Source organism: [Clostridium] cellulosi (assembly GCF_036762875.1).
In the GTDB taxonomy this organism is placed as follows: Bacteria; Bacillota; Clostridia; order Oscillospirales; family Ethanoligenentaceae; genus Ruminiclostridium_D; species Ruminiclostridium_D cellulosi.
The window spans coordinates 71,379-96,406 of the sequence record NZ_JBAIZF010000027.1 but is presented as its reverse complement, the minus strand read 5'-3'; the positions used below and the strand labels follow the sequence as shown (position 1 = coordinate 96,406).

General features: G+C 41.5%; 30 protein-coding genes, 3 tRNA genes and 1 riboswitch. Of the genes, 10 read left to right on the top strand and 23 right to left on the bottom strand.

The window, feature by feature from the left end; all coding sequences use genetic code 11:
* Window positions 1–76: 76 nt before the first annotated feature.
* From fliQ to flgB, 21 genes are all read right to left on the bottom strand, one after another.
* Window positions 77–343, bottom strand: coding sequence for a flagellar biosynthesis protein FliQ (fliQ, locus tag V6C21_RS09695; RefSeq protein WP_034840469.1), 267 nt, complete (start codon window positions 341–343; stop codon window positions 77–79).
* A 148-nt stretch (window positions 344–491) separates the two neighbouring features.
* Window positions 492–1,310 carry a flagellar type III secretion system pore protein FliP gene (fliP, locus tag V6C21_RS09690; RefSeq protein ID WP_479268917.1) on the bottom strand — a complete coding sequence of 273 codons (819 nt, stop codon included), beginning with the start codon at window positions 1,308–1,310 and terminating at the stop codon, window positions 492–494.
* Window positions 1,303–1,716 carry a flagellar biosynthetic protein FliO gene (locus tag V6C21_RS09685; RefSeq protein WP_034840471.1) on the bottom strand — a complete coding sequence of 138 codons (414 nt, stop codon included), beginning with the start codon at window positions 1,714–1,716 and terminating at the stop codon, window positions 1,303–1,305. The genes fliP and V6C21_RS09685 overlap by 8 nt, the downstream gene beginning before the upstream one ends.
* Window positions 1,717–1,936: 220 nt before the next feature.
* Complete coding sequence (locus V6C21_RS09680) at window positions 1,937–2,302, bottom strand: response regulator (RefSeq protein ID WP_034840475.1); 366 nt, start codon at window positions 2,300–2,302, stop codon at window positions 1,937–1,939.
* Between the two features lie 15 nt (window positions 2,303–2,317).
* Complete coding sequence (fliN, locus tag V6C21_RS09675; protein ID WP_479268916.1) at window positions 2,318–3,589, bottom strand: flagellar motor switch protein FliN; 1,272 nt, start codon at window positions 3,587–3,589, stop codon at window positions 2,318–2,320.
* The gene (fliM, locus tag V6C21_RS09670) at window positions 3,570–4,583 is read right to left on the bottom strand and encodes a flagellar motor switch protein FliM (protein WP_034840480.1); all 1,014 of its coding nucleotides are present in this window, start codon (window positions 4,581–4,583) and stop codon (window positions 3,570–3,572) included. The genes fliN and fliM overlap by 20 nt, the downstream gene beginning before the upstream one ends.
* A gap of 55 nt (window positions 4,584–4,638) precedes the next feature.
* Complete coding sequence (locus tag V6C21_RS09665) at window positions 4,639–5,415, bottom strand: motility protein A (protein WP_479268915.1); 777 nt, start codon at window positions 5,413–5,415, stop codon at window positions 4,639–4,641.
* A gap of 27 nt (window positions 5,416–5,442) precedes the next feature.
* On the bottom strand, window positions 5,443–5,694 hold the full coding sequence (locus V6C21_RS09660) for a flagellar FlbD family protein (protein ID WP_034840485.1): 252 nt from the start codon (window positions 5,692–5,694) through the stop codon (window positions 5,443–5,445).
* Window positions 5,695–5,714: 20 nt separating this feature from the next.
* Window positions 5,715–6,578, bottom strand: a complete 864-nt coding sequence (locus V6C21_RS09655; protein WP_034840488.1) for a flagellar hook-basal body protein — start codon at window positions 6,576–6,578, stop codon at window positions 5,715–5,717.
* An 83-nt stretch (window positions 6,579–6,661) separates the two neighbouring features.
* Window positions 6,662–7,048, bottom strand: coding sequence for a TIGR02530 family flagellar biosynthesis protein (locus V6C21_RS09650; protein ID WP_051492477.1), 387 nt, complete (start codon window positions 7,046–7,048; stop codon window positions 6,662–6,664).
* A gap of 16 nt (window positions 7,049–7,064) precedes the next feature.
* A complete protein-coding gene (locus tag V6C21_RS09645; protein WP_051492478.1) occupies window positions 7,065–7,541 on the bottom strand; it encodes a flagellar hook assembly protein FlgD in 477 nt (158 codons plus the stop codon).
* A 20-nt stretch (window positions 7,542–7,561) separates the two neighbouring features.
* Window positions 7,562–9,100 (bottom strand): flagellar hook-length control protein FliK, encoded by a 1,539-nt coding sequence (locus tag V6C21_RS09640; RefSeq protein WP_479268914.1) that lies wholly within the window; start codon window positions 9,098–9,100, stop codon window positions 7,562–7,564.
* A 35-nt stretch (window positions 9,101–9,135) separates the two neighbouring features.
* Window positions 9,136–9,564: a flagellar export protein FliJ gene (fliJ, locus tag V6C21_RS09635; RefSeq protein ID WP_479268913.1), complete on the bottom strand. Its 429-nt coding sequence runs from the start codon at window positions 9,562–9,564 to the stop codon at window positions 9,136–9,138.
* Window positions 9,565–9,583: 19 nt separating this feature from the next.
* The gene (gene fliI / locus V6C21_RS09630; RefSeq protein ID WP_479268912.1) at window positions 9,584–10,888 is read right to left on the bottom strand and encodes a flagellar protein export ATPase FliI; all 1,305 of its coding nucleotides are present in this window, start codon (window positions 10,886–10,888) and stop codon (window positions 9,584–9,586) included.
* A gap of 30 nt (window positions 10,889–10,918) precedes the next feature.
* Window positions 10,919–11,611 (bottom strand): FliH/SctL family protein, encoded by a 693-nt coding sequence (locus tag V6C21_RS09625; RefSeq protein ID WP_045085210.1) that lies wholly within the window; start codon window positions 11,609–11,611, stop codon window positions 10,919–10,921.
* On the bottom strand, window positions 11,611–12,984 hold the full coding sequence (locus V6C21_RS09620; protein WP_479268911.1) for a FliG C-terminal domain-containing protein: 1,374 nt from the start codon (window positions 12,982–12,984) through the stop codon (window positions 11,611–11,613). The genes V6C21_RS09625 and V6C21_RS09620 overlap by 1 nt, the downstream gene beginning before the upstream one ends.
* Window positions 12,938–13,951, bottom strand: coding sequence for a flagellar motor switch protein FliG (gene fliG, locus V6C21_RS09615; protein ID WP_034840499.1), 1,014 nt, complete (start codon window positions 13,949–13,951; stop codon window positions 12,938–12,940). Before fliG ends, V6C21_RS09620 begins: the two co-directional genes overlap by 47 nt.
* 29 nt (window positions 13,952–13,980) lie before the next feature.
* Window positions 13,981–15,534 carry a flagellar basal-body MS-ring/collar protein FliF gene (fliF, locus tag V6C21_RS09610; RefSeq protein WP_479268910.1) on the bottom strand — a complete coding sequence of 518 codons (1,554 nt, stop codon included), beginning with the start codon at window positions 15,532–15,534 and terminating at the stop codon, window positions 13,981–13,983.
* Window positions 15,535–15,652: 118 nt separating this feature from the next.
* Window positions 15,653–15,958 carry a flagellar hook-basal body complex protein FliE gene (gene fliE, locus V6C21_RS09605; protein ID WP_479268909.1) on the bottom strand — a complete coding sequence of 102 codons (306 nt, stop codon included), beginning with the start codon at window positions 15,956–15,958 and terminating at the stop codon, window positions 15,653–15,655.
* A 19-nt stretch (window positions 15,959–15,977) separates the two neighbouring features.
* Window positions 15,978–16,406: a flagellar basal body rod protein FlgC gene (flgC, locus tag V6C21_RS09600; protein WP_034840503.1), complete on the bottom strand. Its 429-nt coding sequence runs from the start codon at window positions 16,404–16,406 to the stop codon at window positions 15,978–15,980.
* Between the two features lie 2 nt (window positions 16,407–16,408).
* Window positions 16,409–16,780, bottom strand: coding sequence for a flagellar basal body rod protein FlgB (gene flgB / locus V6C21_RS09595; RefSeq protein WP_034840506.1), 372 nt, complete (start codon window positions 16,778–16,780; stop codon window positions 16,409–16,411).
* A 304-nt stretch (window positions 16,781–17,084) separates the two neighbouring features.
* Window positions 17,085–17,179: riboswitch (cyclic di-GMP riboswitch) on the bottom strand.
* 194 nt (window positions 17,180–17,373) lie between these two features.
* On the opposite strand from flgB, the gene V6C21_RS09590 reads away from it, so the two are divergent.
* The 6 genes from V6C21_RS09590 to V6C21_RS09565 all read left to right on the top strand — a co-directional run bounded on the left by V6C21_RS09590 (window position 17,374) and on the right by V6C21_RS09565 (window position 20,643).
* Window positions 17,374–17,450, top strand: a tRNA-Pro gene (locus V6C21_RS09590).
* A 65-nt stretch (window positions 17,451–17,515) separates the two neighbouring features.
* Window positions 17,516–17,591: transfer RNA gene (locus V6C21_RS09585), tRNA-Thr, on the top strand.
* Between the two features lie 4 nt (window positions 17,592–17,595).
* Window positions 17,596–17,681, top strand: a tRNA-Tyr gene (locus V6C21_RS09580).
* 302 nt (window positions 17,682–17,983) lie between these two features.
* A complete protein-coding gene (locus V6C21_RS09575; RefSeq protein WP_479268908.1) occupies window positions 17,984–18,895 on the top strand; it encodes an LCP family glycopolymer transferase in 912 nt (303 codons plus the stop codon).
* A gap of 238 nt (window positions 18,896–19,133) precedes the next feature.
* On the top strand, window positions 19,134–19,991 hold the full coding sequence (locus tag V6C21_RS09570; RefSeq protein ID WP_034840512.1) for a putative ABC transporter permease: 858 nt from the start codon (window positions 19,134–19,136) through the stop codon (window positions 19,989–19,991).
* 4 nt (window positions 19,992–19,995) lie between these two features.
* Window positions 19,996–20,643: an HAD family hydrolase gene (locus V6C21_RS09565; RefSeq protein ID WP_034840515.1), complete on the top strand. Its 648-nt coding sequence runs from the start codon at window positions 19,996–19,998 to the stop codon at window positions 20,641–20,643.
* A gap of 282 nt (window positions 20,644–20,925) precedes the next feature.
* Here V6C21_RS09565 and V6C21_RS09560 read toward each other — a convergent pair whose 3' ends face one another.
* Together V6C21_RS09560 and V6C21_RS09555 are read right to left on the bottom strand one after the other, a co-directional pair.
* Complete coding sequence (locus V6C21_RS09560) at window positions 20,926–22,314, bottom strand: GHKL domain-containing protein (RefSeq protein ID WP_479268907.1); 1,389 nt, start codon at window positions 22,312–22,314, stop codon at window positions 20,926–20,928.
* Window positions 22,268–22,993, bottom strand: coding sequence for a LytR/AlgR family response regulator transcription factor (locus tag V6C21_RS09555; RefSeq protein ID WP_479268906.1), 726 nt, complete (start codon window positions 22,991–22,993; stop codon window positions 22,268–22,270). The genes V6C21_RS09560 and V6C21_RS09555 overlap by 47 nt, the downstream gene beginning before the upstream one ends.
* 262 nt (window positions 22,994–23,255) lie before the next feature.
* Between V6C21_RS09555 and V6C21_RS09550 the strand changes: the two genes are divergently transcribed.
* From V6C21_RS09550 to V6C21_RS09535, 4 genes are all read left to right on the top strand, one after another.
* Window positions 23,256–23,924, top strand: a complete 669-nt coding sequence (locus V6C21_RS09550; RefSeq protein WP_479268905.1) for a prepilin peptidase — start codon at window positions 23,256–23,258, stop codon at window positions 23,922–23,924.
* Between the two features lie 67 nt (window positions 23,925–23,991).
* Complete coding sequence (locus V6C21_RS09545) at window positions 23,992–24,183, top strand: Flp family type IVb pilin (protein ID WP_479268904.1); 192 nt, start codon at window positions 23,992–23,994, stop codon at window positions 24,181–24,183.
* Window positions 24,184–24,200: 17 nt separating this feature from the next.
* Entirely contained in the window at window positions 24,201–24,386 is a 186-nt protein-coding gene (locus V6C21_RS09540; RefSeq protein WP_479268903.1) for a Flp family type IVb pilin, read from the top strand.
* Between the two features lie 136 nt (window positions 24,387–24,522).
* Window positions 24,523–25,005, top strand: a complete 483-nt coding sequence (locus V6C21_RS09535) for a TadE/TadG family type IV pilus assembly protein (RefSeq protein WP_479268902.1) — start codon at window positions 24,523–24,525, stop codon at window positions 25,003–25,005.
* Window positions 25,006–25,028 lie beyond the last annotated feature (23 nt).

Here is a 25,028-nt window from a genome sequence, read left to right as displayed (position 1 = left end):
AACAAATTTAATTGCAATCCAAACAATACTGGAAATGTTAGTGTCATATCCGCCTACCCGTTCATTAAACCCATATCTATCTTAGGTTTGATATATAACTGAATATCTGCTTTGCAAAATCGGAAAGTACAGTAACCATCCAGTTTCCCGCAACTACTATAAATATCAGAACTATAACAATTTTAGGTACAAACGAAAGTGACTGCTCATGAATTTGTGTGGCCGCCTGAAAGATTGAAATTACAATGCCCACAACAAGGCAGATAATCAATATAGGCGCTGTTATCATTGTAGCTGTATATAAAGCCTGACGCAGTAAGTCAATTACCTGACCTGAATTCATAATTAAGCTCCATTTCTTACGGCACTTCCGAAAGTTAAAGGCACTGATTTCGATTAAATCCTAAACCGGCCGCGCAATACAGAAGGATATTATTCTGACATGCAAAGTTTTCAAACAGAGGGCCAGAGCAAATCGTATACTAAGGTTGCTACTTAAAACTACGTATGAGCGACTCAACTGTCAGACTCCAGCCGTCAACCATTACAAAAAGCGCAAGCTTCAACGGAAGTGACAACATTGTCGGCGGCAACATCATCATACCCATCGACATAAGCGTCGACGATACAATGATATCTATAACCAAAAATGGCAGGTAGATGATAAAGCCCATCATGAATGCTTTCTTGAGTTCGCTCATTATAAATGCAGGGATTAGTACATATGTTGGGATGTCGTCATTTGTTTCGACTTTTTCGATTTTTGCCATCTTTAAGAATGCTTTCATGCTTGTGTTTTCTGTATTTTTAAGCATAAAAGTGCGAAGCGGCTTTATCGCATTTGTTTTCGCCTGCTCAAACGTGATTTCGTTATTTATATAGGGCTGGTAGGCCTCTTTATTGATCTGTTGACCTACAGGCATCATTATGAACAATGTCAGGAAAAGCGCTATACCGACAAGCACCTGGTTCGGCGGTGACTGCTGAAGCCCCAAAGCATTTCGCAGCAACGACAATACGATAATAATTCGGGTGAATGACGTCATCATTATCAGTATCGACGGTGCCAGCGAAAGTATTGTCAGCAGGAAAATAATCTGAAGAGTATTCGCTGTTCCTGAGGGTGTTTCCACGCCATTCAATGTCAGCGAAATACTGGAGTCTGCCGCCATAACTGATAAACCTATGGTAAATATGGTAACAAAAACGGTTATAGAAACAAACAATTTAATAAGGCGGCCATGTTTAAACAGCTTTTTCCTTTTCTTTTGAATACTTTTTTTCTCGGCGGAGGCAGTTTTTTTATTCATTGCCGCCACCGTCCTTCTTTTTTAATGAAAAGCTGTTTATTCTTTCTTTCAGCTTACCGTTAGGAATGGTCGACTCAATGGCAGTCTTAAAAATATCAGAAAAGTTTTGCTTTTCAAGTTTAAAATCCTCGAGATTTACGCTGTCGGCATCATATTCCTTAAGCAATGTCATGCCAGAGGCGGTCGCCCCAACCAAAAGCAACTTGTCGAAGCTTTTTATCAGCATTATGTAACTATCTCTAGTAATCGGAAGTTTCTCGAGCACAGTAAAATACTTTCCGCGCCCGCTAAAACTCCCGCTCATAGCCACCGCCCTCGTCACAAACCATGCGAGGAAAAACACCACGGCTATTGCAAAAAGAATTCCGATCATTTTTAAAAGATCGCCAAATATGCTTGAGTCCATTAATTCTACCTTCCTACGCTTCACCATGCTGCCGCCAAGCCGTGCTTATTCTCTATGATAATTGCCATCGGCCGGATACCGATGGCAGAAATTGCGGCGAAAATCCGACTGAATCTGACCGATATTGTTCAACACAAATTCACGCGTTCAGAACTTGTAGCAAGTTCCGAGCACAACTATCCAACATGGCTGATTTTTTTTCAGTCATTATGTATTTTTATCAGTTAGGCAATACCCTTGCTATTGCTGCAAGCAGCCTGTCACCCTGGAAAGGTTTTACGATAAAGTCCATTGCGCCTGTTTTTATCGCTTCGACAACCATGGCCTCCTGACCCATAGCAGAGCACATGATAACTTTAGCGCCAGCGTTGATTTCTTTAATCCTTCTAAGAGCCTCTATACCATCCATGTTAGGCATCGTTATATCCAGTATGGTCAAGTCAGGATTGGTTTCAATAAATTTTTCAACGGCTTGAACACCATCCTGTGCCTCACTGCATACTTCATAACCGCCTTTTGTAAGAATATTCTTAAGCATCATTCTCATGAATGCGGCATCATCTACTACTAACACTCTTTTAGACACGGCAATAACCCCCTGTTACCTTCCATTGTTTTTAGGATCGATTATTTCTGTAATGCGCACGCCAAAGCTTTCATCTATAACAACAACTTCACCGTGTGCAATTAGCTGACCGTTAACTATAACATCTACAGGATCACCGGCTTGTTTATCAAGCTCAATAATGGAACCTACAGTTAAATCAATTACATCCTTAACAAGCTTATGAGCCTTTCCTACTTCAACCGACAGTTCAAGCGGTACATCTTGGATCAACTCAAAGTTTGATTTGTCTGCCGGTTCAGCTGGAGGCGCTGAATCAAAGCTTGCAAATCGGACAGTTTTCACTTGTGACATCGGCGCTGCTGCGGTCATTGGCATTGCTGCGGATGCCGCTGCCTGCGCTGATACAGGATTATAATATTGAGGTGGATATTGTGAAGCCGCCGGCTGACTTTGTGGTATGTATTGCGGGGCAGCCGCTGGCTGGCCTTGCGGTACATATTGTGCAGCCGCTGGCTGAACTTGCGGCGCATATTGCGCAGCCGCTGGCTGGCTTTGCGGCGTATTCTGTTGCTCAGCCGTCTGGCTTTGCGGCGCGTTTTGCTGAACAGGCGGCTTAACATCGACAGCCGACTGCTGAGGTTCTGAAGTTTCCTGCGCCGGAGCGTTGTTTTCTGCACCGGCATCATTCAATCCGAGATTCTTAATCATAGCATCGACAAGCTCCTCGGCAAATTCTCGTGTCATTAACACATAAAGGTCGCTTTCAAGTATTTCTTCAACCTTAAACAGAAAGCGGACCATTATGACATTGTTGGCATTTTCATAGATAAAGCTGAGCTTTTCCATACGGTTTTCCTCAGTCAGCATAAAGGCTGTCGGAGGAGATATGTTAACCGTTCTGCCAAGAAAGTTTGAAAGTGCAGTGGCAGCTGATCCCATCATCTGGTTCATGACCTCTGCAATGGCGCTGGTCTCGATTTCACCAAATTCATCGCTGACCATTTCTTCGCCCATCAAGGCCTTGATGATTTCAAGAGCGTCGCTTTTCTTGATAATCAATATATCTTTACCTACGACACCCTCGGTATAGGATATTGTTACACCCAGCGACGGAACACGTTCAATTTTATTTATAGATTCTTCTGTTCCGATTTCGACAGTCGGCGAGGTTATTACAACTTTTTTGCCCATAATGTTTGAAAGAGCAGTTGCTGCAGAACCCATGCTGATGTTGCTGACCTCACCGATTATATCCTTGTCCTGTTGGGACAATTCAATTAGGTTCTCATTTTGATTCTCGTCCATTTAAAGCCCCACCCTCCAGCAGTACTTGGTCTATTCTGATTGCTACATGATTTCTGAGAGTTCCCAATGTTCCCCGAAACCATTCATTTTTGTTTGACATTACAACCGCTTTTTCTGTAACAAGTTGCTCCAAAACGATGACGTCCCCTATCCGCAGATCCATAATATCTTTAAGCGTGACATGACTCTTGCCAAGGACTACTTTAAGCTCAAGAGGAATGGAGTTCACTTTCTGAATTAATGTCTTTTTGTTCGAAATCCGTTCTTCCTCAGATGATCTGCGCGCCGTGAACCAATATCTTGTATTTAAGTGTTCAAGTACCGGCTCCAGAATCTCATAAGGCATGCAGAAGCTTATATCGCCTTCTACATCTTTGATATTTACCTTGAGAACAATGATTACTACCGTCTCGTTTGGTGAAACTAACTGGCTTTGCCGTGAATTACTTTCCAGTCGCATAAAATTAGGTGTTATTTCAAAAACATTGGACCACGCGTCTTTTAGCAGGAATGTCATATCGCGAATAACCCGCTGAAGCAGTGTGACCTCAATATCTGTATAATCACGGTCAACTTCATAAGTTTCTCCCTGCCCGCCAAGCAGCCGGTCCACGATTGCAAACGCTATCGACTGGCTCATCGTGATCATTGATGAACCCTGCAGCGGCTGCATCTCGATAACACCCATGAGGATGTTTTCAGGCAGTGCGTTGGAATATTCAAAAAACCTTTGTTCTTCTATGGTCGCAACTTCAACTTGACAATAGCTGCGCAGTGTTCCCGAAAGAAACGATGATAAGACGCGCCCATAGTTTTCATAGATAATGCTCAGAGTTTTCAGCTGTTCCTTGTTGAACTTTTTAGGAATCTTGAAGTCATATGGCCGCACTTTTCTTTCATTGCTGCCAGACTCAAGTTCACTGTAAGCGATATCTCCGCTCCGCAGTGAATTCAGCAGATCATCAATCTGATTTTGTGTTAGAACTTCTGACATTATTATCCTCCGTCCCGCCGAAAGCGGCATAAATCATGCGGGAAAACAATAAGAATCAATTGCCCATTTCCTGGGCCGCATCGCTGCCGCTGTCTTTTACGGCACCGCCGACAAATCTTGACAATCTTTGTTCAACAATACTCGGCGGCTCGCCGGATTGAATTGCTAAAACACCTTGTATCGCAAGCTCTCTATGCTGTTTGCGCCTTTCTGAACCAGATTTAATACGAGAAGCAAGGGGCATCAGCAGGAGATATGCGATAATTCCGGAATAAACAACCGGAATAAGAGCTTTTGCAATCCCCGGGGCCAGGGTTTGAGGTCCTTTATAAGTATAAAGCATTTGGACTATTTCAACAAGAGTACCTATCATTCCTATTCCCGGCGACATCATGGAAATCCGCTCAATAAATTCTTGAACGGACTTCTCTCTTTCGGCGTAATATAAGGCGTCACTTTCAAGAATACTTTCTATCGTTTCCCTGTCAGCCGAACCGGTTATCAGCACAAGCCCTTTTTTCAGTATTGGATCCTTTACCTCGTCTTCACAGCTTTCCAGTGCAAGAACACCTTCACGTCGGGCGGTCTGAACGAGCCATACGATCTGTTCGATAAGCTTGTCCGGACTCTCGCCCTTTTTGAGCGTTTGTTTTAGGCATTCAAGATGTTTGATAAAGGATTTCATGGGGCTCGTGATGGTAATAAGTCCCGTAATACCGATGAGAACGAATGCCAGGGCCTTATAGTCAACCAGTTTTAGCGGATCACCGCCGCCAATAACTATTATCAGAACCGCGGCGGCGCATAATGCGAGCCCCATGATAAAAGACATTAAGTTGGCCTCCTATGCCAAATTGGATTAGTCCTTAAAAACGTCTTCGTCATTCTCATGTTCATGTCTGCGGTCTTTTCTTCTTGAAACCTTAGGCATAGAATTGGTAAGTCTGTAGAACTCTACGATTCTATCGATTACCGTTTCTGCCTTTTCGGCAACAAGAACTTTTTTTCCGCTTTTTAGCGAGATTACTGTGTCGGGGGTTTCTTCAATAAATTCCATTTCAAATGGATTTACATAAAACAGCTCGCCGTTTAATTTGGTGACTTTGATCATAAATTCACCCCCTTAACAGATTATGATCTCTTGAGGTTGATAAGCTCGTCAAGCATGGTATCTGATACTGTGATGATACGTGAATTTGCCTGGAAGCCACGCTGTGTTGTGATCATATCTGTAAACTCTTTAGCCATATCGACATTTGACATCTCAAGCGCATTGCTGCGTAATTTTGTATTGTTGCCCGCAAGCGCAGTGGTGTATGTCGGATTGCCGGAGCTTTCAGTCTCAGCGAAATCGTTGTTTCCTACCTGAGAAAGGCCTTTTTCATTTACGAATGTGGCAAGCACCACCTGAAGATTGTTACCGCCTATCTGTATTGTGCCCGGATGGCTATTATAGCTTGCGGAAATGCTGCCGTCACTGTTGAATGTAATATCCCTTAAATCTCTGTAAACATCCGCGTCAATCGTTACACCATTTATAGTGGCACCAATGAGGCAGAGAGGAGTTACAGTCGCACCGCCGTCAGCGGTACCCATGACAAAGTTTCCGTTGGGATCGACAAGATATCCATTTGTGTCAAAAGTAAAGTTACCGACTCGTGTGTAATATGCGGGAACAGCATCTGCAGCATTGCTTGTTGATACTGCAAAATAGCCGCTGCCGTCAATGTAAAGGTCCCACGGGTTGTCGGTTGTGGTGGAACCGGCGCTTGTCATGTTCTTTGATATGCCTGAAACCTGAGCGCCATAACCGACCTGAGACGGGTTGGTCTCAGCAGTACCGCCGTTCAGAGTCTGATAATACAGATCCTCAAACTGAGTTGAGCTTGATCTGAATCCGGCAGTATTGACGTTCGCCATGTTGTTAGCAATAACATCCATTGCAGTCTGCTGAGCGCGAAGGCCTGTAACAGCAGACATAAGTGATCTCATCATAACGCATTTTCCTCCTTAAATCGACGGACGTGTGCGGACTTCTCAGCCAGTCAAAGCCCGATAACCTCCTCTTTAAGGACCGGTTATACAATCACAGTTCCGTCAATATTTGTAAATATATTTGAAGAAGTATCGCCAAGTGGCATCGCTGTAACAACTGTACGGTCTTTTATGCTTACGATGAATGCAAGACCGTTCATCAGTATAAGTGAATCCTGAACTCCTTTTGACTGCGCCTGGTTTATAGCGTCTGTTAGCTTCCTAAGATCGCCGTCATTTAGCTCAATGTTGCGTGACTCAAGCCGAGTAAGTGCATGTTTTGAAAAGGTTACATCCGAGGTTTCCGATATTGCTTGGTTAAGATAATCGGAAAAGGATGTTTTCGGTGTTTTCGCCTGAACCTTCTCATTTTGCCGTACAGACGATTGAACCGGAGGTGTCAGGATAGAATTAAATCTTATATCTGACACTTTAACACTCCCTTTATCAGGTGTCCGAGCCTGAATTCAAATCGACATCGGGTGAATAAACCATCCGTATGGCTGAATAATCAATCCAGCTTGAAGTTACCTTTCCGTCATCTCCGGTTGTCGATACGTAGAACTTCGGTGTTTCACCTGAAAAATCAACGGCATCGACGGTACCGGCCTTAGTAGTTACAGAATAGGAGCCAGTCGCAGTTGATTGTGTTGATACATAAGAGACTTTCTTCCCTACAATACTGGTCGCCATTGTATAATTTTCGACCTTGAGCAGGGTTTGAATCGCTTGAAGGGTTGAGAATTGAGCCATTTCCGCCATATACTGGTCGTTTGAGGTTGCGCTTAATGGATCCTGATACTGCAACTGAGCTGCAAGCAACTTAAAGAAATCGTTCATATCAAGGCTGCTGCCGCTCGTTGACTTTGAACTGCTGCTTGGATAAGTCGCATTTGACGGCGGTGTAATGCTTGAGATATCCATATTTCCCCTCCTTCATGTGCTTATACGAGAATACTAAGCCCCGAAGTCTTTGTCACATACAAATCTGTCTGTTCCGATACTGCAGGCTGTATTATATCGCTGGAATTCTGCATTGCCGGAACCCATTTAGGAAGATGATAGTTCTGTGAACCAAAGTTCTGATTCTGTTGCTGTGATGCAGTCGAATCAAATCCGCCGAAACCAGTATAAGCAACCTCAGCTTTGTTCATAGTAATGCCGAGATTCTGCAGTGACTGTGTAAGCTCATGCATTCCTGACGCCAAAAGCTGCCCTGTATGCTGATTGTCGGCCGTTATCCGAAGCGTGAGCACCCCGCCCTGAGAAATAATCCTTATATTGATACCACCGAGGTCTTCCGGGCTAAGGTGAAGTCTTAACTCACTTCTTCCGTTATCGTAAGCCTGTTTAACAGCATCTGCAACTTGTTGTGCCGTATCGGCCTTTAATGTTTGATCGACATTGTCAGAACTATCAATTTTGTTGTGTTGTGCCAAAGCTATGCCAAAAGTATCGTTTATTTTCGTATTGTGATTGAGGGTGTCGTCGCCTTTTCTGCTGCTGTCGGTTTCAGCAAGATCCTTTGCTGACAGTGCTGCCTGTCGGGACTTATCCTGGCCAGACTGTGTTGCCTTTACCTCAAGGACCTTCTGTATATCCTGAACTTTGGAATTTGTCTTAATCTCATCGTTTCCATTCCCGAACGCTTTAGCGTCAGCAGTTTTCAGCCCGTCTTGGATATTTGCTGCTTGATCGGAAGAAGCCGCTGCATAAAGCTGGGAATCGAATGAGCCCTGAGGCGTACCCGCTGCCTGCACCGAAGGGGAAGCCGCTTGCGTGTTTCCGGCTTGAGTTACGGCCACAGTTGCGTCATTTTTTGCAGCCGCTGTACCGGAAGCCGTACCAGAGGCCATGGCGGAAACTGTACGGGAAAATTCGCTGGAAACTGCATTGGAAGCCGTATCAGCCGCTGTCACACTGGTCGCTGTTCCTGCAGCCGCTGCCTGTGCAACCGCTGACTCAGCACCGGTTTTGGTACTTAGCGTTAGCGAAATCGGCGATTTCGGCACTGCGGTGTCGCCCTTTTGCAGGCCATCGGAAATAACCTGACTTAAGTCTGACGGCTGCTGAATACCGTATGCCGAAAGGTCCGAATTCTGCAAACCGTCTTGCTGAAGCAGCTCCATTCCCGCCGAAGTATCCTGCATCATATTTGCAAATACGCCATCTGCCCCGCTGGCATTGTTAGGATTTTCGGTAATAAAGATTCCGTTTTGGGACATCTGTGAAAGCTCTTCAATAAGCAACACATTATTGATTTGAGCTGTACCGGTTCCATTCTGCTGGGTATTCTGCTGATTCTGCACCATTGTCTGCTGAGATATCGGCATACCCAGCCCCATGCCTGCGAGAAGCTGTACCGCTCCGCCTTTTTTCTCAAAATCTTGAAGAATATCGACGAAGCCTGAAGCCGGACTCTTTTTGCTGCTTGCACTGCCTTTTCCTGCTGTCTTTGGGATCTCAACCGTACTTACCTTCATACCTTCACCTCCTTTCAATGCTTTTTATTTATGGCTCATCGCCTTGATGTTATCAAATCTTCTATTTCCTTTTCCTCTTTTTTGCTCTCTTCATATAAGAATTGCTGCCGCTGTTTTCCATAAAGGGATTCTATAGTCTTGCGGTCTTTCATCTTCTCTATCAGAAGCAGCCTTTCCCTTTCAACATTCGCCGTTTGGCGTTCAATATTTTTCAACGCAGTTTTAATATTTGATTCAATATCGCTCAAATATGTTCCTATTATCACTGCATCACTTGGCCTCATTCCCTTGCCTGCCAATGCAAGATATTTTTGGGACCAAAGATCAAATTGACGCTCGAGGGATTTCTTTTCTTCAGTCATCCTCTGAAGTATCTGCATTTCGCGGTTGAGCGCGTCCTTTTGTTCGTCTTCAAGATGTTTCCTCAGGTCAAAGACCGACTGAAGTCTAAATTTAAACTTCATTAAGCCTTGTCCTCCTTATTCAGGCAATCGCTTCTTTCATAAGCTCATAGGTTTCCTCTGCGTCGAATTTATCGTCAACCCATTGTTTTAGGAAATTCTCTATTCTGTCATGATACTTTATCGCCATATCGACCTCAGGATTGCTGCCATTCTTATAAGCACCTATACTGATGAGGTCAGCATAGTTTTCATATGTCGCCATGAGGTTGCGCATCTTTCCTGCAAGCTCTAAATGCTCACGCGGCACGACCTCTGACATAAGACGGCTTACACTCCGCAGAACGTCAATCGCGGGATAATGGTTTTTCATAGCAAGCCCACGGGTTAGAACAATATGACCATCAAGGATACCTCTTACCGTATCGGCTACAGGTTCGTTCATATCGTCGCCCTCGACAAGCACTGTATAGATTGCAGTAATCGAACCCTTGTCAAAGTTGCCGGAACGCTCCAGAAGCTGAGGCATCAAAGCAAATATCGACGGTGTGTATCCGCGTGAAACAGGTGCCTCGCCTGTTGCCAACCCAACCTCACGCTGGGCCATTGCGAATCGAGTCAGTGAATCCATCATCAGCATTACTGACATGCCCTTGTCACGGAAAAATTCAGCTATCGTCGTGGCAACCAGTGCGCATTTGATTCTCGCCATAGCCGGCCTGTCTGAAGTAGCGACGACAATCACTGATTTCTTCATGCCTTCTTCTTTGAGGTCACGTTCAATGAAGTCGCGCACTTCACGTCCGCGTTCCCCGACGAGACCGATTACATTTATATCAGCAGAAGCGTTTCGGGCAATCATACCAAGCAATGTTGATTTTCCTACGCCGCTTCCGGCGAATATGCCTATTCTCTGTCCCCTGCCGCAGGTCAACAGCCCGTCTATTGCCTTAACTCCAAGATTTATTCTTTCTTTGATACGCGGCCTTGTCAGCGGATTGGAAGATCTACCGTCTATGTTATAATAATCTTCCGCCTCAATGGGGCCTTTGCCGTCAATCGGTGTGCCAAGTCCGTCGAGAATACGTCCGCGGAGCCCCATTCCTACCGGTATTGAGAAGGGCATACCAGTTGATTCAACCCGGCTCCCCGGCCCGATTCCTGAAAGGGTGTCAAATGGCATTAGCAGCATATGCTTATCGCGGAAACCCACAACCTCCGCTTTAACAGGCTTCTTGCCCTTTGCCGGGTATATCTTGCAAACTTCGCCTATATTAACAGGAGGACCAACAGACTCAACCGCAAGCCCAGTTACTCTGTCGACACTGCCGCTGCATACGGCGAGGTCGGCCTTATCAAGCACTTTGAGCATACTGCTGATCGCCATGTTGATCCTCCTTTCTGAGATTCTCAATTATTAAAATTCTGGATTGATGATACTTTTTGCGCGTTCAAATTGAACTGAAGCTGTTGTTTCAATTGTTCCGAGGGATGTCTCGAGCACGCAATAATCATCGTCGCAATCAAGCTCAACCGTATTAATCTCATTTAATCCATCAATAGCATTTTTGTATTTATCTATATTTTTCTCAATCTCCCTACAATTTCTGCTGGACGCCTTGATTGTCGCCTTGTCAACATTGCTAAAATGCTGCGCGGCTTTATAATAAAGTCCAAAAAACGCCTCGCTATTGGTTTTGAGTTCTATTGATATTATCTTTTTTGTAAGCTCAAAAGCCTTGTCCAGCAACTCATTTTTCGGCATTTCAACATTATAACAGTCTGGAAGCCTTTCCTTTAGCTTTTTGAGCTCGTCCGCTAATGGGCGCTTATTCTCAACTGGAATAGTCTTGCCTTCGCTGAGACCTTTTGAATAGCCCTCGCTATAACCTTTATCAAAGCCGTTTTTTGTTGCATCATTGATTAACGACTTTGCCTCTTCTTCGACCTTGGAGATTATCTCCTGGCTCCGTTTTAGCGAGTTTTTCATTATTTTCTCAGCTTCAAGCATTTTGTTATGAAGGTGCTGAGCTTTGCCTGTTTTAACCCAATAGTAATCCCCGCTTTTATCCTGGCGCAGTATTCTGTGATTTTCGGAAACCTCAGACATTAAGCCCTGCTCCTTTTTTGACTCATTTCATAAGCTATTTCAGCAATCCTCTTACGCGCAGCGTCAATTTCAGGCTGTGGGATCGGTCCTAAATATTTTATAGCATCAAGAACCTTTTCCCTGTTTTTGTTTGACATGGCGTTCATCAAGGAACTGATTATATCTTCATCTGCTCCGTTGAGGGCAGCGGAAAGATCCTTTATATTTACTTTTTTGACAACCGCTTTTAATATCTCTTGACTTAAATACTTAATCTCGCTGAATGCGAATTTCTCATTGTCTGAGTCATTTTTGGGAATTTTGACACTCTTTAATGATGGACGGATGAAAACATATTTTTCACTTTGAACCATTTCTTCAGGATGGTAATAATCTGCTGGTTCATCCTGTTCTTCGTCAACATCTTCATCCGTTATATAGCTATCCTCTGGCATTTCTGGCTCAGATTCTTCAAACCGGATTTCATTTTCATGAGATCCAACGTGTGGTTCTCCATCAGCTTCTTTGTAAGCGTTTTCAGTATCGTTTACCTGTTCAGTAACATCAACACTGGCTTCCGGTCCGCTTTCATCTGGCCCATCTGCCAAGAGGTTATTTTCTGTTAGATTGTCGGCAGATATAGGCGTCTGAGAATTATTTTCTTCCTTATTATATATATCATCAGAATTTGTTTCTGAGATGTTTTTAGTTAACGAAATATGAGCCATATCCCTTGACGACTCGAGAATGTCATCGGACCGGAGAGTTTCAAACGAATAATCCTTTCCGTCGGCGCTCAATGTCATTAGAGTCGTCTGAATATTCATAAAGTCCGACAAAAGCTCTTTATATTCACTTTTGTTGCGGTCAATGTCAACGTTCAGGATTTTTGAAGCAAGGTTAAATGCAAAATCGATACAGTCTTCTCTGTCTGCACTTAACTTCTCATACAACTTTTCATCCAGAGACGTTACAGTATCGAGAAAATCATGCGCCGCTGAAACAACCATTTGTTCAGCAGTTTTTTCACCTTCTTCTCGGCCTTCCTTTAAGCCTGCCTCATATCCGCTGCTGCGGCCTGATTTCAATGCATCATTGTAGGCCAAATTGGCATCTATATTTGCCCTATCTGTTATTTCCTTTGCCTTTCTCAAAGCATTCCGCAAAGCGATTTCTGCGCTTTCTTTAGCGTTCTTTTCCAATATTGCTTCAACATCTTCTATTGGATTTGATTCATCTTCTATTGGATTTGATTCCGGCTTTGGGACTGCTTTAGTCTTCGGCTCAATATCAATCTTTAGAACTTTCGGCTCCTTGTCAAGCAAAACACGGCTGCTCTTGATAACCTCAGACAAGGATCTCATCCTTTCCGCCGCGATTGATGACAATTTCATTGGCTTCTTCAAGCCGCCTTATGGTCTGCACAATCTTCTGCTGTGCCTCTTCGACCTCGCTCAAACGCACAGGTCCGAGGAATTCTATTTCTTCCTTAATGGTATCCTGCATACGTTTTGTCATATTGCTCATGATAAGATCTGTGACTTCCTTGTTTGCACCTTTGAGTGCAACAACAAGATCTTTGATATTGATATCCCGCAGGAAACGCTGAATTGAACGAGAGTCAAGGTAAACAATATCTTCAAATACGAACAATCTGCGCTTGATCTCTTCTTCAAGGTCAGGATTGGTCTTGCTGAGTTCATCAAGGATATATTTTTCTGTTGACCGGTCGACGCGGTTGAGTATTTCTGCAATAGACTTGACACCGCCGATTTCCGTCAGATTGCTTGTAACAACCGACGAAAGTTTCTTTTCGAGTATGTTCTCGACTTCTTTGACTATCTCAGGAGACGTCCTATCCATCGTCGCAATGCGCTGCGCAACATCAATCTGCTTGTCGCGCGGAAGCTCGGAAAGGATAGCAGCCGCCTGCTCTGGTGTCGTATAAAGCAATATCAGAGCTATGGTCTGGGGATGCTCATACTGAATGAAAGAAAGCAAGTGCTTCGGATCGGCCTTTTTCAAAAATTCAAAGGAATGGGCATGCAGTGTATCCGTAATTCGGCTTATGAGCATCATTGCTTTCTTTGTACCGAAAGCGTTTTCAAGAACCTGACGTGCATAATCAATGCCGCCCTCTGAAATATAGTTCTGGGCCATGCACAGCTCATAAAATTCGTTGAGGGCTTCATCTATTTTCTGCGAATCCACCCTTTGTATTGAAGCAACTTCAACGGTAAGCTGCTCAACTTCTTCATCTTTTAAGTAGTGGTACAGCTTTGCCGCCTTTTCTGGGCCAAGTGATATGATGACAAGGGCTGCCTTAGTCTTATTTGATAATTTTTGTTCAGATTTCGGCAAGCTTGTTCACCTCTAAATTAAATGATCTATTAATCTTTCAGCCAATTCTTGAGTATTTGCGCAACAAGTTCAGGCTTTTTATCGGTGAAGTTCTCGATTTCACGCTTGACACTGTTGTTTTGAGACTCTTCAATGGTCTCTTCTATACTCTTAATAGGCTGGGTCTTTTCATCTTGCAAAGCCTCCATAGCTTCAGCCTGTGCCTGCTCCAAGGCTTCTTGCTCTTCTTCCTCACGGCGCTTTCTACGTCTTGAAAGCAGAATGAACAACAAAGTTGTACCGATTAATATGATTAAAACACCAAAAATGATGATATAGAGCAGCAAGTTATTCGCGTTAAGCGGCAAAGGCCAACCGCGCGCCGCGTTTTCCGGTACTGAAGCACTTGAAAAACTCATTTGACCAACACTTACATTTTCTATAGTAGTACCAGCTGCATTGGCAATCTGCTGGCGTAATTCCTCAGTGTCAACACTGGCTGCCGCAGGGTTGCGGCTATTGAGAATAACGGCAACTGTTAATTTTGACAATTGTCCGCCTTTTTTCTGTATCTGTTCTTGCACACTGCCAACAAGCATACTTGAGGTTTCGTTAGCTTTGTTGCTAAACTGAGAAACACCTGACACGCCCGCATTCGGGTATGCCGGCTGAGCACCAGATACTCCGGCAGTTCCTGTCGCGAGACTGCTGCCACTGTATGTAGTTTCACTGCTTCTTGTCGTATATGCGACTACACCGCTCGTATAACTTGTCGTCACTGTGCTCTTTGTGCTGAAGTCAATGTCGGCGTTTACTGTAACATTAAAATTGTCGTCGCCGAAAACCTTTTCGAGCATCTGCGAAAGTTTGTCCTTAACTGCCGATTCATAGCGGCTCTTTAAAAGCATCTGCTCAGAAGTATCATCCAATCCATTGTTGTCTGTATTGAGTTGTGTTCCATCACTGTCAGCAACAGTTATATTTTCCGCTGTAAGCCCGGCGACACTATTCTTTACAAGCTGAACAATGCCGTTTATTTGCTTTTTCGTAAGTGTGGTTCCCTCTTCAAGAGTCAGCTTGACACTGGCAGTCGTCGGCACTTTATCCGTTTCGAGGACATATGTACCTTCGTTGCTTTTTGCAATATTTACTATTGCCTGTTTTACTCCGGGGATTGTTTCAATCGTGTCCTGAAGTCTATTCTGAATCTGCTGCAACTGCTTTATCTCTTTGTCTTTATCTGTTTCAGCAAAATTGGTACCGCTTGAATATATGTCATAAGTAAGGTCGCCTTCAGGCAATCCCTGCTCGGCGAGCATCATACGCATCTTGTCCGCAGTACCCTTTTGTACATATATATTTGTACCTTCTATTTTAACAGGGATTTTCTGTGCTGATATAGCATTATAGACCTGACTTGCTTCTTTTTCAGTGAGGCCACTGGTAAGCAGCTCATACTTAGTTGTATTCAGAGCCGTTACAACCACAATCAAAATGATTACCACAGCAGAGGCAGCGCTGATTATTATTATCTTTTTCTTTTTATCGAGTGCTTTCCAAAAATCGCTTATCTTCTGGGCAATCTGCTTAATTTTTTCATCCATCGATTGTTTGACTCCTTTATGGAACAACACAGCTGAGTATTGTCTGGCTTTTATGCATCATAACGGAATGTTTTTCTACAATTTCCGCCAAATTTCGCCACAAAAAATCAGATTTCAATTACACTGACATTTTCATGATGTCGTTATACGCCTCGAGTGCAGTGTTTCTCACACTCAATAAAAGTTGGAGCGATATATTTGCCTTTGCGCTGTCAATCAGCAGTTGATGAGGGTTATCGAGTTCGCCCTCGGCAGCTTTTACTATATCGCCTTCAAAAGCTGCATTTGTCTTATTAACATTATCTACCAGTTGATCATAAATGGAACTGAACATTGAAACTGCGTCGTTACCTTTATTTGAACTTGTCTGCTGCACTAACTGAGGCGTTACAGAATTAATCCCCGATAATGCCTGAATATCCATACATACGGACTCCTTTTATTTATTTGCCTATTTCAAGTGCCGTTACAGCCATACCCTTTACGGCGTTAAAGGCCATAATATTTGCAGAATATGATTTTGAAGCCTCCATCAAATCGGTCATTTCCGTGACGGTGTCGACATTAGGAAGATGAACATATCCCTGCTCGTCAGCGTCGGGATTTCCGGGGTCATACTTTAATTTGAAATCCGTGGGGTCTTCACCGATTTCGCTTACCTCAACACCGCCTGGCTGTCCCTCAAGCTTGTCCAAATATCCGCTAAAGGTTGTCTGAGTACGCTCGGTGAGCGTAACTGTTTTTCTCCTATAGGGTTCACCGTTGGGACCATTTGTGGTATCCACATTCGCAAGATTCTGTGAAATAACATCCATGCGAAGCCGCTGTGCCGTAAGGCCGGAACCGGATATGTTGAGACTGTTCAAAAACATAATTACTTACCTCCGCGGGCTGCAGATAACAGCATTGATAAGCTTTCATGAACGCTTCTCTCCATATAGCTGTATTGCAGCTGATTTCGTGTGAGCTCAATTAATTGGGTTTCCATGTCGACGCCGTTCATATTCGCGCCGTATGTTCCGTCATATTCCTTAATTACAGGCTTTATTTCATCCAGCTGGGATTCGCTCAGTGTATTGTTACTCAACGCATTGCTCAGCTGGCTTTCAAAATCGACATATTTCTGTTTATAACCGGGTGTATCGTTGTTCGCTATGTTATTGCTGATGACACTTGCCCTTTTCCATAAAGCATCAAGCGATTTGCCGCCAATATCAGTCACTATATTACCAATTATCCCTGACATATTAACAGCATCCTTTCCCATAATTTTGTCAAATTAGATGTTAAGCACCTACAAAAGTGAATTTCGCCCAGTAAAGATTCCATATGCGACAAAATTCTTTTAATTTAGACAACAATAACTAAACATTTCTAACAACACCAATTATATCTTATTGTGGTCCTCTTATCAACCAAAAAAATGAGAAATTATTCATATACTATAAAATTTTGCCCACATTATAATTTTTTCGTTGTAAAGTTCTGCTTATTTTGCCTAAAAAACTACAGAAAAAAAGCAGACGTCTTGACGCTCTGCTTAGAAAATAAATTGCAGCTGGCAACCATAGATATATAATAATATATATCCTTAGGCCCTAAAGCTTTGCGTCCTTGCCTTTTGACAAGTTTGCCAAAATATTAAATTTTAATAATATATTAAGACCATTCTTTGGATTTGTCAATCAAAAAATCTAAATTTGGTGACTTTTTCTATCATTCTTTTTTATTATTTTGACCAATTTAAACAAATTTTTTTAGCAAAATAATATGCAAAATATTTTTCACTTCTTGTGTTGACAAAACAGCCAGCCTTGTTGTATAATAATCGGGCAATCACGAGGCGTAGCTCAGTTTGGTAGAGTGCTTGGTTTGGGACCAAGATGCCGCAGGTTCGAGTCCTGTCGCCTCGACCATTATTCTGATGAGTTTAAATTTATATTGACAAGCCTTTATTTTTATGATATAATAAAAAAGGTGCGCTGGTGTAGCTCAGTTGGTAGAGCAGCTGACTTGTAATCAGCAGGTCGGGGGTTCAAGTCCGTCCACCAGCTCCAATATGGGGGGATTCCCGAGTGGCCAAAGGGGGCAGACTGTAAATCTGTTGTCGTCCGACTTCGATGGTTCGAATCCATCTCCCCCCACCAGAAAAAAGCCATCGGCTTATGCCGATGGCTTTTTTATTTCTTTTTTATACATCTTAAGAAATATATATCTCTGCCGCTACGGAAAAAATTACGTCCGTCAGCGGTGTTTTTGTTTATCACAATATATATGCCTATTTAATAAATTACTGCAGATTAATGGCGGCTACAATGTACTTTTCCCTTAAAACCTATTCCCTACTTATTATTGAAGATTATAATAACCGACATTTTAGGGCAAGCTTATAAGTATAAGATAGTATGATTAATGGGATTTACTTAAACCAAAAAAGGAGGATTGTGAAGTGAAGAAAAGCAGGCGCGCAAACTATGCTGACGCCAAAAAACAACATAGAGCTTTAGCGTTCTTTTTCACGTTTGTTTTCAGCCTTATTATTTTCGGTTCGATTGCCGCTGCTTTTCTTCATTTTACCTTTCCATCCATCTCAGAGCCCGGCAAGGGCGCACTTAATGTTCAGGCGGACGAAAAATCTTATCCTATCTCAAACCGCTTCACGATGATTATTTCGGTACGCCCCGATTTTGACAGTGAACCAGATGAACTTCTACTTTATCGTCTTGATGCAAAAAGCAAACGTACTGTCATTATGCCTATTCCGCTGAATCTTGAAATACCTGTAAACGGTGAGAAAACGTCACTTAGTACCATAGTCAAAAACAACAGCGTGAGTGAAGCTGCGAAGTCTTTGTCTTCTGCCATTTCCGTTAAAATTGATTTTACCTGTGATATAGATGAACAGAATTTCCTTAAAATCTTTGATAAATTAGGCGGTCTCTATTATTCAATTCCCCAGAACATATCACTTAAACTAACTGATAACAGCGAAATAAAGTTATATAAGTCGCCGCGCCAATATCTGAACGGCGCCAAAATATATGCACTGCTGGCCTATCCTTCGTATAATGGCGGCGATTATGAAAGATACCAAATGCAATCAGAGCTTACAAAAGAATTCATCGCTGAAAAGCTTACAGAATTTAACCTTAGATACAACATTTCTGGCTTTGCAGGGATCTTCAATTATGTGACCACCGATTTTTCCATTAACGAGCTTATAAAGCGGACCGACGCACTCATTGACCTTTCCACTGAAAAAAAGATAGAGACATTGGTTCCCGATTTTAAAATCAGCCCTTATAACAGCAGCCTTGTGCAGTTCAGTGATTTGAAAACGATACAAAAGAGCTTCGGGTAGGCGGAAGGAGTTAATACTGGTAATTCACATCTCCTTTTGCCTTCCTTTGATATATTGCCAGTGACAATAAGACAGTAAATTTATAAAAGGCGATTTTATAATATATAACTGTCCTTAGGAATATAATATAACATTGCTTGTATGCGCTGAAATTCTGCAAATTGTTAATGTATTGCCTAAAATCAACAATAAGTATATAATAATATAAAAGCCCCAATATCTTTTATGTGGTGATGAAATGGCTGCATTTTGCGATTTATTCCTTAGCTTCACTATCTATAGTTTTCTTGGCTGGGTATGTGAAACGATTTACTGTTCCATCATATTCAAAAAGTTTGTGAACCGCGGTTTTCTGAACGGCCCGTTCTGCCCCGTCTATGGGTTCGGTGCAATTTTATTGCTATACATATTAAAACCGTTACCTAAAAACGCCCTGCTCATCTTTTTCGCTGGAGTTGTGATTACAACAGCACTCGAATACATCACCGCATGTATTCTGGAAAAGCTGTTCCATGCAAAGTGGTGGGACTATTCCAAAAACAAGTTCAACTATAAGGGGCGGATATGCCTGCTGAATTCAACTCTTTTTGGGTTGCTTTCAGTAGCCCTTATATTCTTTATTGAACCTGTTACCGTGTGGCTGATAAACCTGATGTCCCAACGTGTTAAATACGTGCTATTTGCTCTGCTTGCCATGTATTTTATCGTGGACACCACTATAACGGTCACTTCAATATACAAACTGAATCTACGGCTTGAAGCACTCAGCCGTGCGTTTTCCGCCATAAAGGAAAAACTCGACAATACCGATTTTTACAATGCGCTCAATATAAAGGAACGCTTGGAAAAGCTTCATGAATTGCTTAATACAGACAGGGGGCGTGCAATATACAATTCAATCGAGTCCATACGCTCGTATATAAGGAAGCTTGAAACTGAAAACCATGCCTTTCAGAAACGTATTATCAAGGCATTTCCAAGTATGCGCTCAACAAAATATCCAGAAGTGCTGAACATCATTAAAGAGAAAGTCTTAAGAGGCAAAAACACTGCCTCCGACAAATCTTCAAAGGAGCAAGGAACCAGGAGCAAATAAGAAAATGATAAAACTTTGTGTATTTGATCTTGACGGAACACTTATCAATTCTTTGAACGATTTAGCCGACGCTACGAATTATGCGCTTAAAAAAAGCGGTTTTTCCCCTTATCCCGTCGAAAAGTACCGTTACTTTGTAGGCGACGGGGTGCCGATGCTTATAAAACGCGCTCTCGGCGATAGCTATTCTCCCGAAATGGAATCCGCTTTGCTGAGCGATTTCAACAGGTACTATAACGAACATTACGCGGACCACACCGCACCATATGAGGGTATCAAGGAACTTTTATCCGAGCTTTCAAAGCGCGGCATTTTATCTGCAGTTTTGTCAAACAAGCCTGATAATTTTGTGAAGATTATAATTAGTGAAATCTTTTCTGATTTTAAGTTTTCGTGGATACAGGGCAAGATGGACGGGTTCCCTAAAAAGCCTGACCCCACTGCTTTGAATTTCATCATGAAGAGCCTTAACGTTAATACAGACGAAACACTTTATATCGGCGACTCAAATATTGATATATTTACGGGGAAAAACGCCAACGTAAAAACCTGCGGTGTACTATGGGGCTTCCGCACAAAAGAAGAGCTTGAAGAAGCAGGTGCGGATTACATCGTTGATTCCCCTCTCGCTGTTCTCGATTTGATAGATTGAAAAATACAATAAGCTAAAAGAGACTGCCGCAAATGCGGCAGTTTCTTTTTTTCTTTGTATTTATTAATCTTATTGAGTTAGGATTTAAAAAGCATTAAAAATTTAATAATTTCAGATATATTTGTTTGGAAAAAGATTTTTATATTATTTTGTTCAATGCACTGAACAAATTTTAATTTTTGGCCATATTTTTATATTCGCTTAAATCATATTTGTATTAAATTTTTTGGCAAATCCATTCAAAGCCGGCATAATCGTTGTATCCGCTAGTTTTTTTCTGCTTTATGAATAGGTGTTCTGGGTGCGGCAAATGGTCATCTGTGAATGTTGATTGGATTGGCAATTCAAAAATATTGAGGTTTCAAATTGATTTTGGCTATATTTGAACTCTGCCATACCATTATATTTTCTGACAACCGAACGGATAGTAGATATCCCTATTCCCTCTTCGTGCTCACGTTTTCTGGAGAAAAAGGTATTATCTTTTTTTATAATTTTACCGTCAAAGCTGTTATCCAAAGTTATCGCAAGGAAATTGCCCTTATATAAGGCTGACAGGTGTATATATCTCTGTCCGCTTTTCATCCGTCTGCATGCCTCAACTGCATTTTCAAGGCAGTTTCCGAAAATAACACATAAATCTTCATCACAGATATTCATAACTTCCGGCAATTGCAGGTTCAAAGACACTTCAATACTTTCCTCTTGCGCAATCTTTACATAATGTGAAATAACAGCATTTGCAGTCCGGTTTTTACATAAAGCTGGTCCAATATTTTTAGAAAGCGGGTATTGGATTTTATCCAAATACTCTAATAAATGCTCTTTGTCGTCAGTGTCTATGTATTCCTTGATGAGCAACAGTTGGTGCCTTAAATTGTGTTTGGTTTCTTTGATTTCTTTGATACTATTTTCAAAATCTTTGAATAACTCCTCTTGTTCTGAAATTTTTACATTAAGCATCCTAAGTTGCTGTTTTAGCAGCTCTGTTTCATTATCTTTTATCAAGAGTCTGTCAATTAAATAGCAGACTACCGCCTGAATTAGGGCGATTATTATAATTAAGAGTGCACATTTTATCCTGTCTGCCTGATTTACGAAACCGGTACCTGATACAGACGAAAAAAATAAAAAAAATAATAAAAATAAGGCCATCGAGATATTACATATTTCTGATTTCCAAAACTCTATTTGGAACTTTAATTTTTTTATAATCAAAATATAAATCGCTAAAGATAAAAACAAGCCTATAATTGAAATGACAATTTGATTGCCGATTTGGCCTTCCGGGACCGAGTTAAATACTATTTTTTTCACTGCGTTTATTAGTGCTTTATAATTCAACGTAATTAAAAAAACATATAGCAGCTTTGACCAGACGGTTTCTATCATAAGTAAACCGGCAACAAAATAGATAATGATAAATCCGCAGGCAATTAGGTTTTCAACATAGTATGGCAAATCGCTGAAAAACAGGTTGACAGCAAATTCTGCAGACACAGCAAATACATAAATTAATATGACCTTTTTAAACGAAATTCTAAATTTTTTTATAAACAGTAAACTCGACAGAATAAGGCACAGCACAATATTAATACCATTTTTATCTGGATATATAAATGAACTATTCAAATTTTTTTGTCCTAAGATATTTAAAAATATACTCGTCAAATTTTTCAATCACTCCTTTTCGACCATTTTTTCGAATAGGAATCTTTTCACCGTTTTCAAGTTCAAAATCAGTTTTGAGAATATTCTTTATATAGTTCATATTTACAATATAGCTTTTGTGACATTTCAGAAAGGGCTCACCACCGATCGACTTTTCTATATTTCCCAAAGTCGTATTCGCCTTAAGAATTTTATGGACTGTATGAATAAGCACTACATCATCCAGCGACTCAAAGTATAGAACATCATTAAGACGTATGTATCTGTTACGGCGGTTTATCATTATCTTAAAATACTTCTCATCATGCTCAAATAACCATTTGCAACGGTTTAATGCTTTTTGCACGCCTTCATAGTTAATAGGCTTTATAAGGTAGTGAGCTGCACCAATATCAAAACCTTCAGCCATATAATCAGGGCTTACAGTCGTAAATATGATAATGCAATCTTGACTCAGTTCTCGTATCTTATAGCCGATCTCCACCCCTGAGGAGTTGCCCAGAAAAATATCCAAAAAAACGATTACATAAGCGGACTTTTTAAAGGCAGAAAGCAAATCCTCACCGTTTTCAAATGTATCAATTTTGAAATTTACCATTGCCTCCTTTCCATAAAAGTTAGCCAATTCCGCTATACGTGATCTGTCTAACGCATCATCATCACATACTGCAATATTCATAATGATGCACCACCAATATTTATCGAATTTTAGCATATTATTATATGTTCTTATGTACTATTTCGACAATTTTTCTACAAAATTTATATTTTATTATCATTTTTCGGAGTTTCATCCAAATTTTTTTTGATAAAATTTATACATTTTTTCATCATTATCCCGTTTCTCCGGTTTTTTTCCTTTTTACCGGATGTCTATTTACTACAAAATTCGATTCATTAAAATAGGCAATAGACACTTTTTGTGAAGCGGTGAAATTCAATTGGAAAAGTTAGCACTAATTTTGGTGACGACTGTGGCAGGTGCTGGCATAGGATTTCTTATCCCGTTTATTGTCGATAAGATAATCATATACAAATGCGGAAAAACGGGAAAGCCCTTGCCCAAATATGGTTATTCATATCTGGGAAGGGCGATCATCATCGTTATTTCCGCCGCGCTTGCTGCGTTATGTGCTGACTGTGTCCCGCCAATTCAAATAATCTTTTATGTTTTATTTGCTACAGCCGCCATTATCGGTACTATTATCGATAATAAGTTACAGATTATTCCTAACGAGTTAGTGCTCGCACTTTTAGCTGTAGGATTGATCTACAGATTACTTGTGTCCGACTTCAAGGGATTGCTTGACTCATTAATCGCTTTGCTTATCGTATTTGCAATCTTTGCTGTAGCTGCTGCTGCTACGAAATTTATCAGCAAGAACATTGGTGTTGGAGCCGGAGACATGAAATTAGCCGCTGTTGCTGCTTTTATTGTCAGCCTTTCAGGAATGTTTTATTTCCTGATAGGTCTGGCGGTTTCAATAGGAATTTACTGCATAGGCGGATTGATTCTTAAAACACTGACACCTAAAAGCACATTCCCGATGTGCGGATATATTATGGCTGGTTTTTTAATTGCTTTATATACTCCATATTTTGTCAAATAATTCTTTTAGTTTTGCGATGGAAACACCTTGATGGTTAATATAATTTATCAAATGGAGGGATTATCCAATGGAAAAATTAGCAAATTGGTTTCTCAGTGAAGAAAGTGGACAGGGCATGGTTGAATATGCCCTGATTCTGGCGTTGATCGCCGTTGTTCTAATTGGTATATTAGGTACAGTGTCGGGTACTCTGCAACAAACATTCCAGAACATAGTCGATAAACTCGGCGCAGCAAACGCAGCAGGCTCAAACCCGTAATGATTTGAAAGATAACAATGATAAGAACAGTAAGCTGGATTGCCAGTGAAGAAAGTGGGCAAGGCATGGTTGAATACGGGCTGATTTTAGGTATTATTGCCTTAGTACTAACCATCGTAATTAGTCAGATGACAACGTCAATTACTAATACATACCGCATTATAATAAATACGCTGAGATCAGCAAGCCCTGCTGCGCCTTAATCAGTAATACTTTGCAAATGGGCACTCATGTTACTAAATATCTTTTACAGATTAAAGGCTTAATCAGCAAGGTGTTTCTTTATGAGGCAAAAGGTGATGGCCTTTTGCCTCATAATCACATTAAGGAGTGTTGCATTTGAGCTGTAACAAGCTGAAACGCTTTCATGCTGAAGAAAGCGGTCAATCTTTGGTTGAATTTGTACTTGTGTTCAGCGTGCTTCTGATCCTCGTAAGTATGGCCGTTGATATTTCAAGGATAATAGATGCGAAAATACTGCTGCAGAGTGCGGCCTGCGAAAGTGTAAGACGCATTACCAGTAGGGATTCCATGACTTCGGAAGTGAACAATACGATAAAAAATGAATATGACCGCCTTGACCCTTCAAAATTACATGTAAGCATAACAGCCGGAAACACCAAACAGCGTAATTATATCTACCATGCCAGATCCTATTTCGGTTTTGTAGAAAAAAACTGCTGGTTTAAATATTTCGACGCGACTGTAACCTTAAACTATGATGTACCTATTATAACTCCTGTTGGGCAGCTTATCCTTGGAAAATCAGTGCCGCTTACCTCCAAAAATACGAGGATGATTGTGGTCGAGGGTTATAAATAATACTTGAGAAGTTTGAAGGATGA

What these genes read in the sequence shown, in the direction of transcription:
- fliQ (WP_034840469.1), bottom strand. Translation starts at nt 343, where the DNA reads ATGAATTCAGGTCAGGTAATTGACTTACTGCGTCAGGCTTTATATACA.
- fliP (WP_479268917.1), bottom strand. Translation starts at nt 1,310, where the DNA reads ATGAATAAAAAAACTGCCTCCGCCGAGAAAAAAAGTATTCAAAAGAAA.
- V6C21_RS09685 (WP_034840471.1), bottom strand. Translation starts at nt 1,716, where the DNA reads ATGGACTCAAGCATATTTGGCGATCTTTTAAAAATGATCGGAATTCTT.
- fliN (WP_479268916.1), bottom strand. Translation starts at nt 3,589, where the DNA reads ATGGACGAGAATCAAAATGAGAACCTAATTGAATTGTCCCAACAGGAC.
- fliM (WP_034840480.1), bottom strand. Translation starts at nt 4,583, where the DNA reads ATGTCAGAAGTTCTAACACAAAATCAGATTGATGATCTGCTGAATTCA.
- V6C21_RS09665 (WP_479268915.1), bottom strand. Translation starts at nt 5,415, where the DNA reads ATGTCTTTTATCATGGGGCTCGCATTATGCGCCGCCGCGGTTCTGATA.
- V6C21_RS09660 (WP_034840485.1), bottom strand. Translation starts at nt 5,694, where the DNA reads ATGATCAAAGTCACCAAATTAAACGGCGAGCTGTTTTATGTAAATCCA.
- V6C21_RS09655 (WP_034840488.1), bottom strand. Translation starts at nt 6,578, where the DNA reads ATGATGAGATCACTTATGTCTGCTGTTACAGGCCTTCGCGCTCAGCAG.
- V6C21_RS09645 (WP_051492478.1), bottom strand. Translation starts at nt 7,541, where the DNA reads ATGGATATCTCAAGCATTACACCGCCGTCAAATGCGACTTATCCAAGC.
- V6C21_RS09640 (WP_479268914.1), bottom strand. Translation starts at nt 9,100, where the DNA reads ATGAAGGTAAGTACGGTTGAGATCCCAAAGACAGCAGGAAAAGGCAGT.
- fliJ (WP_479268913.1), bottom strand. Translation starts at nt 9,564, where the DNA reads ATGAAGTTTAAATTTAGACTTCAGTCGGTCTTTGACCTGAGGAAACAT.
- fliI (WP_479268912.1), bottom strand. Translation starts at nt 10,888, where the DNA reads ATGGCGATCAGCAGTATGCTCAAAGTGCTTGATAAGGCCGACCTCGCC.
- V6C21_RS09625 (WP_045085210.1), bottom strand. Translation starts at nt 11,611, where the DNA reads ATGTCTGAGGTTTCCGAAAATCACAGAATACTGCGCCAGGATAAAAGC.
- V6C21_RS09620 (WP_479268911.1), bottom strand. Translation starts at nt 12,984, where the DNA reads ATGAAATTGTCATCAATCGCGGCGGAAAGGATGAGATCCTTGTCTGAG.
- fliF (WP_479268910.1), bottom strand. Translation starts at nt 15,534, where the DNA reads ATGGATGAAAAAATTAAGCAGATTGCCCAGAAGATAAGCGATTTTTGG.
- fliE (WP_479268909.1), bottom strand. Translation starts at nt 15,958, where the DNA reads ATGGATATTCAGGCATTATCGGGGATTAATTCTGTAACGCCTCAGTTA.
- flgC (WP_034840503.1), bottom strand. Translation starts at nt 16,406, where the DNA reads ATGTTTTTGAACAGTCTCAACATATCCGGTTCCGGCCTTACGGCACAG.
- flgB (WP_034840506.1), bottom strand. Translation starts at nt 16,780, where the DNA reads ATGTCAGGGATAATTGGTAATATAGTGACTGATATTGGCGGCAAATCG.
- V6C21_RS09570 (WP_034840512.1), top strand. Translation starts at nt 19,134, where the DNA reads ATGGCTGCATTTTGCGATTTATTCCTTAGCTTCACTATCTATAGTTTT.
- V6C21_RS09565 (WP_034840515.1), top strand. Translation starts at nt 19,996, where the DNA reads ATGATAAAACTTTGTGTATTTGATCTTGACGGAACACTTATCAATTCT.
- V6C21_RS09555 (WP_479268906.1), bottom strand. Translation starts at nt 22,993, where the DNA reads ATGAATATTGCAGTATGTGATGATGATGCGTTAGACAGATCACGTATA.
- V6C21_RS09545 (WP_479268904.1), top strand. Translation starts at nt 23,992, where the DNA reads ATGGAAAAATTAGCAAATTGGTTTCTCAGTGAAGAAAGTGGACAGGGC.
- V6C21_RS09540 (WP_479268903.1), top strand. Translation starts at nt 24,201, where the DNA reads ATGATAAGAACAGTAAGCTGGATTGCCAGTGAAGAAAGTGGGCAAGGC.